Origin of the sequence: Variovorax sp. J31P179 (assembly GCF_030316985.1) — a bacterium.
GTDB lineage: Bacteria > Pseudomonadota > Gammaproteobacteria > Burkholderiales > Burkholderiaceae_C > Variovorax > Variovorax ginsengisoli_B.
Genome location: NZ_JASZYL010000002.1, coordinates 204,920 through 217,390, shown reverse-complemented (window position 1 = coordinate 217,390; position 12,471 = coordinate 204,920). Strand labels below are relative to the sequence as shown.

The following is a 12,471-nucleotide window of genomic DNA, read 5'->3' as shown; positions in this document are numbered from 1 at the left end:
GATGACCCCCGAGCAGTACGTCCAGGACAAGGCCGCTGCGTCGGGCAGCAGCTTTTACTACGCTTTCCTGTTTCTCCCGAAACCGCGCCGCGCGGCGATCACGGCTTTCTATGCCTTCTGCCGCGAGGTCGACGACGTGGTCGACGAAGTCAGCGACCCCGGCGTCGCGGCGACCAAGCTCGCCTGGTGGCGCAGCGAGGTCGCGCAGTCCTTCGCCGGCCAGCCGCACCACCCGGTCATGCAGGCCCTGATGCCGCACGCGGCCGCCTACGGCATCGAGGAGCGGCAGTTGCAGCAGGTGATCGAGGGTTGCCAGATGGACCTCGACCAGACGCGCTACCTCGACTTCCCGGCGCTGCGCCGCTATTGCCACCTGGTGGCGGGCGTGGTGGGCGAAGGCGCGGCACGCATCTTCGGCCAGACCGATTCGAAGACCACCGAGTACGCGCACAAGCTGGGCCTGGCGCTGCAGCTGACCAACATCATCCGCGACGTCGGCGAAGATGCCCTGCGGGGCCGCATCTACCTGCCGGTCAACGAACTGCAGCAGTTCGACGTCAAGGCCCACGAGATCCTGAACCGGGTCCATTCCGAGCGCTTCGTGGCGCTCATGAAGTTCCAGGCCGGGCGGGCGCTGGAGGCCTATGACGAGGCCCTCGCGCTGCTGCCCGCGGCCGACCGGCGGACCCAGAAGCCCGGACTGATGATGGCCAGCATCTATCGCACGCTGCTCGAGGAGATCGCGCGCGACGACTTCAAGGTGCTCGACCAGCGCGTGAGCCTGACGCCGGTTCGCAAGCTGTGGCTGGCGTGGCGTGTCCAGGCACTCGGGAAGCTCTGACTTGAGCACTGTTGCGGTCGTCGGTGGCGGCTGGGCCGGCATGGCCTGCGCGGTCGAGGCGGTGCGGGCCGGGCATGCGGTCACGGTCTTCGAGGCCGCGCGGCAATGGGGTGGGCGGGCGCGGGCGCTGTCGGCGACGCTGCCCGACGGAAGCCCGCTCCTGCTCGACAACGGGCAGCACATCCTGATCGGCGCCTACACCGAGACCCTGGCGCTGATGGCGCGGGTGGGCGTCGATGCCGGTGCGGCCCTCCAGCGCATTCCGCTGGTGCTGCGCTTTCCGGACGGCGGCGGACTGTCGCTGCCGCAGCTGCCGCACTGGCTCGACCGGGCGACGCGCCGGTTGGCACCACTCGACGTGCTGGCCGGGGTGCTGGCGGCGCGCGGCTGGTCGTGGCGGGACAAGCTGTCGCTGCTGCAGACGTCGACACGCTGGCAGCGGCAAGGCTTCGCCTGCGCCGACACGGCCACGGTGGCCGACCTGTGCGGCACCCTGACGCCGCGCGTGCAGGCCGAGCTCACCGAGCCGCTGTGCCTGTCGGCCTTGAACACGCCGCCAGCCGAAGCCAGCGGCCAGGTGTTCCTGCGGGTACTGGCCGATGCGCTGTTCAAGACGCCCGGCGGATCACAGCTGCTGCTGCCGCGGGTCGACCTCGGTGCGCTGTTCCCCGACGCGGCCGATCGATGGCTGCGGCAGCACGGCGCCCGGACCGAAACGGGCCGCCGGGTGCGCACGCTGGCGCGCCATGGCACCGGTTGGCAGGTCGACGGCGAGCCCTTCGATCGGGTGGTGCTGGCCTGCCCGCCCTGGGAAGCGGCACGGCTGGCGGCCGACGCGGCGCCGCACTGGGCGGCCGCGGCCGAGGCGCTGGCGCACGAAGCCATCGCCACCGTCTACCTGCATGGCGACGCCGTGCTGCCGGCACCGATGCTCGCACTGCGCAGCCGGGACGACGCGCCGGCGCAGTTCGTCTTCGATCGCGGCCAGCTCGGCGGTCCGCATGGCCTGCTGGCCTGCGTGATCAGTGCCAGCGGAGACGACCGCGAACAGTTGCAGCGCCAGGTGCTGGCACAGGCCCGGGAGCAACTCGGCCAGCCCGACCTGCGGGCGGTGCTGACGGTGGTCGAGCGGCGCGCCACCTTCGCCTGCGTGCCCAGGCTGGTTCGCCCGCGGCAGGCGGTGGCGCCGGGCCTGCTGGCCTGCGGCGACTATGTGGATGGCGCCTATCCGGCCACGCTCGAAGGCGCGGTGCGCAGCGCCATCGACGCCGCACGTGCGCTCGCCTAGGCCCGCCTAAGCCCGCCCCGCCGGCTTGCCGGCACCCGCCCAATCGGCGTGGAAGCCCGCGGACGGCGCCTTCATCATGGCCTCGAGCGGATCGCCGACCCGCGGCGAGGGCGTCGGTCGAATCACCGGCGCCGGCTCCGGCCAGACCGGGGCCACGTGAAGCCGCGACTCCGATTCGAGCGCGATGCCGTGCTTTTCCATCAGCCGATACAGGGTCATGCGCGAGACCCCGAGTTCGCGCGCGGCATGCGTGATGTTGCGTCCCACCCGCGTCAGGGTCAGGCAGATCACGTCACGCTCGGCCGCCGTGCGCGCCAAGTCCAGCCCCATGCCGGCCACGTTCTCGACTGCCTGCAGGCCCAGGTCGGTGGGCCCGATCAGGCGCCGGTCGGTCATGACGACCGCGCGCTGCACGCGGTTGAACAGCTCACGCACGTTGCCGGGCCAGGCGTGGGCGAGCATCGCGGCCAGCGCCTGGCGGCTGAATCCGCGCACCCGCGTGCGGCTCTTGGCGACGCAGCGCTGGAAGAAATACTCGGCCAGGATCGGCACGTCTTCCATCCGCCGGCGCAGCGGCGCGACGTCGATCGACAGCACGTTCAGCCGATAGAACAGGTCTTCCCGGAACTGCCCGACAGCAACCGCCTCGGCCAGGTCCACATGGGATGCCGCCACCACCCGCACATCGACATGGATGTTGCGCACGCCGCCCACGCGGCTGATCGTCTTTTCCTGCAGAAAGCGCAGCAGGTTGGTCTGCAGTTCGATCGGCAGGTCGCCGATCTCGTCGAGGAAGATGGTGCCGCCGCTGGCTGCTTCGATCAGCCCTCGGCGTTCGGACGATGCGCCGGTGAAGGCGCCGCGCTCGTGGCCGAACAGTTCGGACTGGATCAGCGACGGCGATATCGCGCCGCAGTTGACGGCCACGAAGGACCCCGCCGAGCGGTGCGAGCACTGATGGATCGCGCGCGCCGCCAGTTCCTTGCCGCTGCCGCTCTCGCCTCCGATCAGCACCGGCGCCTCGGTCGCGGCGACCTTGCGGATCTGCTCGCGCAAGCGGGTGATCGCGGGCCCCTGGCCGACCATGCCGAGCGCATCCACCGCATGCCGGCGGGCCGCGTCGTGGCGCTGCCGCAGGATGGCGCGCTGGGTTGCGTGGCCGAGCACCAGTTCCAGCTCGTCCAGGTGGAAGGGCATCAGCAGGTGATCGAAGAAGCTCCCCAGGACGAGGTCGCGGAAGGCCGGTGACTCCAGCGCCTGGGGCTCGCACACCGCCACCCACTCGCTGCCGCCCGAGGCGCCGATGCAGGCCTCGACCGCCGTCTCGGGCACGGTCGACTCGGCGCCAACCACCAACAGGCCGAGCATGAAGCTGCGGTGCGCCTGCAGGCGGCCGGCGGCGGCCAGGTCGTTCGCCTGGGCCAGGTCCCAGCCGCGCCCGAGCAGCTGCTCGGCCACCCGCATCGAATGGCCGCCTAGCGTCACGCAAAGAATGCTGCCTGGTTGCTGCATGGTGACCAATCCCAGCCGCGGCTAGAACGACATCGGCACCCGGACTGTCATCTGGAGATCGGGCGTGTCGCGCGTCAGCCCCGCGCCCACGGTCACGTTCAAGGTGGTCTTGGGGCTGTAGCGGTACGAGTAGCCCAGCAGCAGCGAAGCCAGTTGCGTGCGCACCGAGCCGATCACGCGCTGGCCGTTCTGCTCGGTAGGCCCGATCGAATACAGCTCCATGCCGAGGCTGAAGGACGAACGGTCATTGATGGACAGGCCCATGCCGAAGTTCAGGCCCCATACGTTGCCGGGCTTGACGTCGCCGATGAACTCGCGCTCGCCGTTGAGCACCAGCCGGCTGATGCCGCTGCGGGGAAAGTTGTAGGTGAAGTTGAGACCGCCGAAGAACACCGCGGGGTCCGAAGGCAGCAGCCAGGTGACGCCCGGCTGCAGCGAATAGAAGCCCGAGCCGGTGGCCAGGTCGAGCGGCAGGCCGGTGCCGGTGGTGTTGCCGATGCAGCGCGTCACGCAGTCGGTGACCACCTCGAACGGGTCCGTGCCGGTGCGCGACTTGAAGCGCAAGCCGCCGATCACGTAAGGCATGCCGTCCTTGCCGTCGGTGATCTGGTAGCGGGCCGCGAATTCGGCATCGCCGATCCCTCTGCCCGTGGTGTTGAAGACGTTGTCGAACGCCGAACCAGTGAAGATCTCGCGGCTGATCGTGTCGTCCGAACGCGAGACGTAGGGCAGCTTGGCTTCGAACTCGAGCCGGTTGGTGGCGCCCCAGCGGCCGGTCAGGGTGCCGATGAAGGTGTTGCGCTTGAACTCGCGCACGTCGATCAGCCCGATCAGCAGGGCCGGGATCACCGTGTAGCCCACCAGCGCGGCGCGGTTGCTGGACGAGTAGCCGTAGAAGAGCGAAGGCTCGAAGACGAACTTGCCCTTGGGCGTGAGGACGCCGGGTTCGTCGAACAGCTGCGCATACTGCGGCGGCTGCGGCGTCTCGTCGCTGGGCGCGACGCCGACCTGCACCGGCCTCGCGCCGGCATCGGCCGCCTCGCCCTCCGGGGCCGGCTTGCGGGTCGCGGTCCGGGTTGCATCGGGCGCCGGCGCGCCGCGCGCCTCCTGCGTCTCGAGGCGCTGCTGCAGTTCGCGGTAGCGGGCCTCTTGCTGGTCGGCCTGCTCCTTGAGTGCATCGATCTGCCGCCCCTGGTCCTTCACCTGCTGCTGCAGCGCCTCCAGCCGCTTGGCTGCATTGCGCGTCGAGGAAGCACCCTGGCTCTGAGCAAGGGCACCCGACCATGCCAGTGACGAACAGGCCAGCAATGCCAGCGCCCTGTGCGGACCGAAGGTCTCCATGGTGTCCCTCTCTTGCTTCTTGGTACGAGCGTTTTCGCGTGCCAGCCTAATCGTAAAGAACAAGTGCACCAAGCTACAAATTGCAAACAAAGGTAAGCGATTTGTAGCGAATTCAGTGGCTGTCTCAGATTTGTTGCACTTCGATCCGGACGACTGCCGGCGGCTTCGCGGCGCGCGGCGCCAAGCCTGGCCTCGCAGCCAAAGGAGCGGCCCCCGAGCAAGGCCTAGCTTCGACGCGATCGACTGTCACACCCACGTGACGAAAAGCACGCCGGCATAAGGCTGGAGCCGGTCCGGGGGGTGTCGGACCCTTCGGCGCACCGCCGTGCCGCTACATCGAACGGCCGTCAAGGCAGTGTGACAAAACGAGTGCTCATTCGACGGCCCCACAGCCCTTCGACCGTCCCGCGTCGGGTCTGCGAAGCGCGGTCGAAGCGGGCTCTTGCCTCTGTAGCGAAGCCCTCGCGAAACAAGCCGTAAATTGCTGGCACCGAAGTTGCACATGCCCCACCGATTTGCGGCCGCATATCAAGTCAAGCCTTGTCCGTTCAACTTACTGGAGGGTTCATGAAAAAGTCACTTCTGGCTTCAGCCATTGCGGTGGCGTTCGGTTTTGGTGGCGCCGCGTTCGCGCAGCAGACGGCCGGCCCATCGGGCGCCGGTGCCGACACCAATGTCAACGTCAACTACAGCGACAGCAGTACCTATTCGCGCACCGACAGCAGCCAGCGCACCCGCACTGACAGCAGCACGCATTCGAGCACGCGTACTGACAGCAGTACCAACAAGGACTCGGGCGACGCGGTGACCAGCGCGGCGCGTTCAGCTGCGCTGAACAACGGTTCCACGGGCACCTTCGACAACGCCTTCAACTTCAACAAGACCACCGCCACGGCGAGCAGTGAGCTGAATGGCACGGTGTCGAACAACGGCATCTGGGGCATTGGAAATCAGGCCACCAATAACGGCTCGGCCGCGGGCGGCAAGGGCTACGGCGGCACCGGTGGTCGTGGCGCTGGCGGCACCGCCTCCGGAAGCGGCACGGGCGGCAACGGCGGCGTCGGCAACGGCGCGGTCGGCGCATTGGGCGGCACCGCCTCGAACGGCTCCATCACCCATGGCAGCGCCACCAATGGCGGTGCCGGTGACGCGGGCAACGGCGGTCGCGGCTCCGGTGGCAGCGCCAGCGGTTCGAGCGAAAGCGGCAGGGCCGTCTCGAGTGGCGGCGACGGCGGACGCGGCGGCTCGAGCGGCGACAGCGGTCGCGGCGGCGGCAGCGGCAGCCTGGCGGCAGGCCTTGGCGGCCGGACCGGCGGTGGTGGTGGTGGTGGCAGCACCGGCAGCACCTCCGGCGGCTCGGGCGGCGACGGCGGCAACGGCACCCTGGGTGCCGGCGGCGCTGGCGGCGCAGGTGGCGCAGGCGGCACCAGCGGCACGGCCGGTGCGGGCGGCGCGAGCGGCACAGGCGGCGCGGGCTCCGGAACGAGCACCGCAGGCGCAGGCGGCGGGAGCGGCGCCACGGGCGCTGGCGGCGCAGGCGGCGCAGGCGGCGCTGGCGGCGCAGCCACCAGCACCTCCGGCGGCACCCGCACGGCCGGCAACGGCACCGGCGGCAATGGCGGCTCGAGCACCAACGGCAGCGCCACCAACGGCAGCGCCAGCAACGGCAACAACACCGCCGGCAATGGCGGCAACGGCGGCAATGGCACCGGCGGCGCTGGCAGCGGCGGCAACGGTGGAACCAACACCGCGGCAGGCGGTACCGGTGGCGTGGGCCAAGGCGGCTCCGGCGGTGGCGGCGGGACGAACACCGTCGATGCAGGCACGTTCAACATGTCGAACACGATGACCAGCGTCGGCCAGAGCGCCGCCGGCATCATGCTCGCCAACCAGAACAGTGGCTTGTCCTCGCTGGTTCAGCAAAGCGTGAACGTGCAGGCCAACCTGTCCGTGGGTCGCTGATCGAAGCGCGGGACCGATCGCCGCCGTGCGTTCCGGGTGACCGGGGTGCACGGCGTGGATCGGCCTGCCCTCCACACAGGCCGAAGGGAGACACGATGACATCCATCACCCGCCTCGGGCCCATTTGCCTGGCGCTCGGGATCATGCTGCCGGTGACGGTGGCGGCGCAGAGTGCGCAGCCGGAACGCGACGCCGCCGGCGCCGAGTCCCGGAGCGTGGCATTCGTCGCCCAACCGGTGGACGCAGACACTCTGGCGCAGACCCGCGGCGGCGCCGAAGTCGTGAACAACGACATGACCCTGCGCGGCGTCACGGCCAACAACTCGGCACGCAACGTCACGACGGGCGACAACACGATCAGCGCCGGATCGTTCGCCAACATGAGCGGGCTGCCGACGGTGATCCAGAACAGCGGCGCCAACGTGCTGATACAGAACGCCACGATCCTCAATCTCCAGATGAACTGAAGGGCGTTCCACCATGCGTCGGTTGTTGCTCTGCATCGCGTTGTTGGCGACGGCCGACTTGGCCGTCGCCGACGGCGCCTACATGCCGTCGATTGCCATGGGCGACGTCGTCATTCCGCTCACCTCGCTGAAGCAGTCCCGCACGGGACGCACGCTCATTCAGAAATACGACTTCAGTTGCGGCTCGGCCGCGCTGGCCACGCTGCTGACCCACCACTACGGCTTTCCGGTCACCGAGCAGACCGTGTTCCAGCAGATGTACGAGCACGGCGACCAGGCCAAGATTCGCACCGAAGGATTTTCGCTGCTCGACATGAAGCGCTTCCTCGAGGCCCAGGGCTTCGAGGCCGACGGCTTCAAGCAGCCGCTCGACAAGCTCAACGAGGCCCGCGTCCCGGCCATCGTGCTGATCAACTCCGACGGCTATCACCACTTCGTGGTCGTCAAGGGCCTGCAGGACGACCGGGTGCTGCTCGGCGACCCGGCGCTGGGTACGCGCGCCATGCCGCGCAAGGTGTTCGAGAGCAAGTGGCAGAACGGCCTGCTGTTCGTGATCCACAACCGCATGAATTCCGCGCGCTTCAACGTCGCGGCCGACTGGCGCGCCGCGCCGCGGGCACCGGTGGGCACGGGCATCAGCCGCGACGGCATGAACGACATCGCGCTGCCCAAGCTGGGACCGGGAGACTTCTGATGCGCCGCGTTCGCGCCCTGTCGATGCGATCGGTCCTCGGCCTGTCGTTGCTGGCGGGCGCCTGCGCCGCCCCGGCCTGGGCCGATGACCTGGCCGACCCGGTGCAGCGGCACAGCGAGACCTGGATGGCGGTGGGCGACGACACCCTCGACAGCCTGCGGGGCGGCTTCGACACCGGCAACGGACTGATGGTGACTTTCGGCATCTCGCGCGCCACCTATGTCAACGGGGACCTGGTGACGCAGACCACCCTCAACTTCGGGCAGCTGAACAACCTGAGCGCGGCCCAGGCGGCGCAGCTCAGCAAGCAGATGGCGGCCATCAACCTGATCCAGATCGGCCCCGGGAACAGCTTCCTGCCCCAACAGGCCGGGACCTCGGGCACGGTCATCCAGAACACGCTGGACAACCAGCACATCGTGAACCAGACCGTGATCGATGCCAGCAGCAACGCGCTGGGCATGATCAAGAACCACAACACCCTGGCCCCCGTGAGCGACGGCCTGATGCGCGCGATCACCGGGCCGCGCTGAAACGCAGAGGATCAGTTCAATCGCGGGCCGTGTCCAGGGCCATGCACAGCGCGTGCAGGTTCGGCACGATCAGCTGCGGCCGCGCGCCGTGCTCCCAGGGCCGCTCCTCGCGCACCAGCCATGCGGCCTGCATGCCGGCATCGAGCGCGCCCACCACATCGAGCGCCGCATCGTCGCCGACATGCAGCACGTCCTTGGGCAGCAGCCCGACCGAGGCCGCGGCGGCGCGGAAGATCGGCGCGTGCGGCTTGCCGCTGCCGAAATCGCGCGCATTGAAAGCGGTGCGGAACCAGCGCCCGACGCCGGTGCGGTGGATGTCGGCGTTGCCGTTAGAGACCGCCACCAGCGGATAGCGTTCGCTGAGCCACTTGAGCGCCGGCAGTGCGTCGTCATAGAGGGTGACGCGCTGCCGCTCTTCGAAGAAGACATCGAAAGCCGGCTCGGCCAGCGCCGGGTCTTCGCCGGCGCGCCGCAGCGCGCCGCGGATCGACTCGCGGCGCAGCGCGCTCAGGTCATGCGCAAGGTCGGAGCGCTCCTTGGCGGCCGCCTCGCGCAGCTCGCGCAGGATGCCGGGCGTCACCAGCAGGTCGGCGGTCCTGGGCGCCTCGCGCAGCAGCCAGTCGTGCAGCACGCGCTCGGCGCGCTCGATGGTGGGCCAGATCGGCCACAGCGTGTCGTCGAGGTCGAGCGATATCGCGGCGATGCGCTTGACGTCGAGCGCGAGTGAATCGGGGGTCGCAAAAGCCATGACCGAGAATATCGCATGCCCTTCAGAGACGAACCGCCCGCCGCCCCCAAGACCCCGGAGCGCACCGCGGTGCTCTGGTGCAACCTCGGCTCGCCCGACGAGCCCACCGCCCGGGCCGTGCGGCCGTACCTCGCGGACTTCCTCGGCGATCCGCGCGTGGTCGAAATTCCACGCCTGCTGTGGGCGCTGATCCTGCACGGCATCATCCTGCGGACCCGGCCGGCCAAGTCGGCCGCCAAGTACGCCAGCATCTGGACGCCCGAGGGATCGCCGCTCAAGGTCTTTACCCGCAAGCAGGCCGTGCTGCTGGCCGGCTGGCTCGGGGAGCGCGGCCATCGCCTGACGGTGCTCGATGCCATGCGCTACGGCCAGCCCTCGATCGCGGCGCGGCTGGACGAACTCAAGGCCGAGGGCGCGACCCGGGTGCTGGTGCTGCAGGCCTACCCCCAGTACTCCGCCACCACCACCGCCAGCGTGATCGATGCGGTCAACGCATGGAGCGCACGGGTGCGCCGGCTGCCGGAGCTGCGCTTCGTCAACGACTACCACGACGACCCGCTCTACATCGACGCGCTGGCGCAGAGCGTGCAGCGGCACTGGCAGCGCAACGGCCGCGGCGAGCTGCTCGTGATGAGCTTCCATGGCATTCCCGAGCGCAACATCCGGCTCGGTGATCCGTACCAGGCGCAGTGCCTCGCGACGGCGCGCCTGCTGGCCGAGCGGCTCGCGCTCGCGCCGGCCCAGTACCGCGTGACTTTCCAGTCGCGCTTCGGCCGCGCGAAGTGGCTCGAGCCCTACACCGAGCCCACGCTGCGCGAACTCGGCGCAGCGGGGGTTTCAAGGGTCGACGTGATGTGCCCGGGCTTTCCGGCCGACTGCCTGGAGACCCTGGAAGAGATCGCGATGGAAGGCCGCGAAGCCTTCGTCGCGTCGGGCGGCAAGGAGTTCAACTACATCCCCTGCCTCAACGACAGCCCGGCATGGATCACCGCGCTCAGCGGCATCGCCGAGCGCCATCTGGCGGGCTGGCCGACGCGGCCCTGACCTGGGCCTACGCGGGCGACGGATCATTGTCCCCAGAACAGGTCTTCCTGATTCTGGTCACTGGAGAACAGCCGGACTTCCACGATCTTGCCGCCCTCGATCCGGATCAAGTCGACGCCCGGCTGCTTGAGCTCGATGCCATTGGCCTGGCCGGCAAATTCCAGCGTGACGGCCACCCAGTCGCCATTGGCCATGTGGTGGTCGGCGCGGGTGATCGCGAAGGTTCCCCTGGAAACTTCCATCATCTTGCCGAGCAGGGCGCCGACCGCAGCCATGCCCCGATGCGTGCCCGAGAACTGGTTGCTGCCCGGCTGGTGCCAGACCACGTCAGGCGAAATGAGGCTGCCCAGCGTGGCTTGGTCGCCCGTCTGCACGGCCTTGATGTAGGTCTTGGTGATGTCGATGTTGTTCATGATGCGCTCCCGTGTTGATGCGGTTGTGGATATCGGTTGTCAATGTTGGTTATTTTTAGACAAAATAGGCCCAATTGAACGGTTCGTTCTGGACAATGAGTGATACTTTCAAGACACCAAGTGCAAGAAGAGGGCCCTACGCTTCACTGAAACCGGCTCGGTCCACGCCGGGTGGCTCGAAGGCGAACGGCGTTATCCAGCGACTGGGCTATCGCCCGCGGGCACCCTACCCGCTCGATCTCGAAATCTTCACCGTCGCCGACTTGAGGCACCGGGGTCAGGAGAAGGTGCGAACGACGCATCGGTACGAGTTCCACACTTTGGTCTGCGTCACGCGCGGCGACTGCACGCAGATGGTCGACTTCAGGTCGCTCACCTGCCAGCCGGGGTCGCTGCTCGTGTTGCGGCCAGGGCAAGCGCACAACTACGGAGATGACCAGGACTGGGATGGCTGGAACGTTCTGTTCCGTCCGGAATTCGTCTTGCCGGTTTCAAGGACGCCCGGCGACCCCAGGCTCGCGGTGGACCTGGAGAGATTGCCGGAACATCTGCTCCTGAACATCGATGAACTGCAAAAGGTGACGGACGCGATCCAGCGGATGCGCGACGACACGCTGATCGACGCGCCACTGGAAGACGTGCATGCCCTGCTGCGCCACCAGCTGCATGCGCTCCTGACGCGACTGAGCATCCTGCACGGCCGACAACAATCGCAGGAGCCGGTGATCTCCGCTGCATCGCAACGCTTCAAGCGATTCCAGCGGCTCGTGGACGAACGCTTCGCCGAGTGGCATCAGGTGGCCGACTACGCCACCCAGCTCGGCGACACCGAAAAGAGCCTGGGGCGGGCAGTGACGGCGGCGCTGGGCATGACAGCCAAGGCCTTCATCGCTGCGCGCATCAACCTGGAAGCGAAGCGTCTGCTGGTGCATACCGACATGCCCGCCGCCGCCATTGCGGACAAGCTGGGCTTCGACGAGGCCACCAACTTCAGCAAGTTCTTCAAACGGGAAGTCGGCTGCACGCCGATGGCGTTCCGACGCCGGCAAAGGGTTCCTCGCCGGCCTTTGTGATCGAGCCTAGAAGCGTCCCAGGTAGTCGAGCTTGCTCAGCGGCACGCCGCTGTGCCGCAGCACGTCGTAGGCCGTCGTCACGTGGAAGAAGAAGTTCGGCAACGCGAACTGCAGCAGGTAGCGCTCGGCCGTGAACTTGAGTTCGTTGCCGCGCACCTTCATCACGACCTCGCGCGCCTCGGCGCCGTCGACGCCCGCACGGTCGACGCCGTTGAGGAATTCGATCGTCTTCGCGACCCGCGCCTGCAGCTCGGCGTAGCTGGTCTCGGTGTCGGGAAAGCTGGGCGCCGTGATGCCGGCGATGCGGGCCGTGCCGAGCTTGGACGCATCGCTGGCGCTCTGCACCTGGCCGGCCAGCGTGAACATGTCGGGCGCGAGGCGCGCATTGAACAAGGCGGCCGGGTCGGTGCCGCTGGCCTGCGCATGGGCCAGTCCCTTGTCGAGCACGTGCGAGAGTTGGCCGAGTCCGCGGACGAAAACCGGGACCGAGATGTCGTAGAACGAAAGCGCCATGAATGAAGTCTCCGAGTGAATGAGCGGGCCGATTGTCTGCCC

General features: G+C 68.4%; 13 protein-coding genes. 8 read left to right on the top strand and 5 right to left on the bottom strand.

Annotated elements, in window-relative coordinates; all coding sequences use genetic code 11:
- The first annotated feature begins 1 nt into the window (after position 1).
- Positions 2-841 carry a presqualene diphosphate synthase HpnD gene (gene hpnD, locus QTI17_RS05360; protein ID WP_286531620.1) on the top strand — a complete coding sequence of 280 codons (840 nt, stop codon included), beginning with the start codon at positions 2-4 and terminating at the stop codon, positions 839-841.
- Position 842: 1 nt separating this feature from the next.
- Positions 843-2,129, top strand: a complete 1,287-nt coding sequence (hpnE, locus tag QTI17_RS05355) for a hydroxysqualene dehydroxylase HpnE (RefSeq protein ID WP_286531619.1) — start codon at positions 843-845, stop codon at positions 2,127-2,129.
- 6 nt (positions 2,130-2,135) lie between these two features.
- Here the strand turns inward: hpnE and QTI17_RS05350 are convergent, their stop codons facing one another.
- Positions 2,136-3,641 (bottom strand): sigma-54 interaction domain-containing protein, encoded by a 1,506-nt coding sequence (locus QTI17_RS05350; protein WP_286531618.1) that lies wholly within the window; start codon positions 3,639-3,641, stop codon positions 2,136-2,138.
- A 21-nt stretch (positions 3,642-3,662) separates the two neighbouring features.
- A complete protein-coding gene (locus QTI17_RS05345) occupies positions 3,663-4,982 on the bottom strand; it encodes a tol-pal system YbgF family protein (RefSeq protein WP_286531617.1) in 1,320 nt (439 codons plus the stop codon).
- Positions 4,983-5,549: 567 nt separating this feature from the next.
- Between QTI17_RS05345 and QTI17_RS05340 the strand changes: the two genes are divergently transcribed.
- The 4 genes from QTI17_RS05340 (at position 5,550) to QTI17_RS05325 (ending at position 8,638) form a co-directional block, all read left to right on the top strand.
- Positions 5,550-6,944, top strand: coding sequence for a hypothetical protein (locus QTI17_RS05340; protein ID WP_286531616.1), 1,395 nt, complete (start codon positions 5,550-5,552; stop codon positions 6,942-6,944).
- Between the two features lie 95 nt (positions 6,945-7,039).
- The gene (locus QTI17_RS05335) at positions 7,040-7,411 is read left to right on the top strand and encodes a hypothetical protein (protein WP_286531615.1); all 372 of its coding nucleotides are present in this window, start codon (positions 7,040-7,042) and stop codon (positions 7,409-7,411) included.
- Positions 7,412-7,424: 13 nt separating this feature from the next.
- On the top strand, positions 7,425-8,105 hold the full coding sequence (locus QTI17_RS05330) for a C39 family peptidase (RefSeq protein ID WP_503011021.1): 681 nt from the start codon (positions 7,425-7,427) through the stop codon (positions 8,103-8,105).
- Positions 8,105-8,638, top strand: a complete 534-nt coding sequence (locus tag QTI17_RS05325) for a hypothetical protein (RefSeq protein ID WP_286531614.1) — start codon at positions 8,105-8,107, stop codon at positions 8,636-8,638. Before QTI17_RS05330 ends, QTI17_RS05325 begins: the two co-directional genes overlap by 1 nt.
- Before the next feature lie 16 nt (positions 8,639-8,654).
- On the opposite strand, the gene QTI17_RS05320 is transcribed toward QTI17_RS05325, so the two are convergent.
- Positions 8,655-9,386, bottom strand: coding sequence for an HAD family hydrolase (locus QTI17_RS05320; RefSeq protein ID WP_286522490.1), 732 nt, complete (start codon positions 9,384-9,386; stop codon positions 8,655-8,657).
- A gap of 15 nt (positions 9,387-9,401) precedes the next feature.
- Between QTI17_RS05320 and hemH the strand changes: the two genes are divergently transcribed.
- On the top strand, positions 9,402-10,430 hold the full coding sequence (gene hemH, locus QTI17_RS05315) for a ferrochelatase (protein WP_286531613.1): 1,029 nt from the start codon (positions 9,402-9,404) through the stop codon (positions 10,428-10,430).
- Between the two features lie 23 nt (positions 10,431-10,453).
- Here hemH and QTI17_RS05310 read toward each other — a convergent pair whose 3' ends face one another.
- Positions 10,454-10,843 (bottom strand): nuclear transport factor 2 family protein, encoded by a 390-nt coding sequence (locus tag QTI17_RS05310; RefSeq protein ID WP_286531612.1) that lies wholly within the window; start codon positions 10,841-10,843, stop codon positions 10,454-10,456.
- Between the two features lie 74 nt (positions 10,844-10,917).
- Here QTI17_RS05310 and QTI17_RS05305 point away from each other — a divergent pair, with 74 nt between their 5' ends.
- Positions 10,918-11,916, top strand: coding sequence for an AraC family transcriptional regulator (locus tag QTI17_RS05305; protein WP_286531611.1), 999 nt, complete (start codon positions 10,918-10,920; stop codon positions 11,914-11,916).
- A gap of 6 nt (positions 11,917-11,922) precedes the next feature.
- Here QTI17_RS05305 and QTI17_RS05300 read toward each other — a convergent pair whose 3' ends face one another.
- A complete protein-coding gene (locus QTI17_RS05300; RefSeq protein ID WP_286531610.1) occupies positions 11,923-12,429 on the bottom strand; it encodes a DUF1993 domain-containing protein in 507 nt (168 codons plus the stop codon).
- Positions 12,430-12,471: the final 42 nt, after the last annotated feature.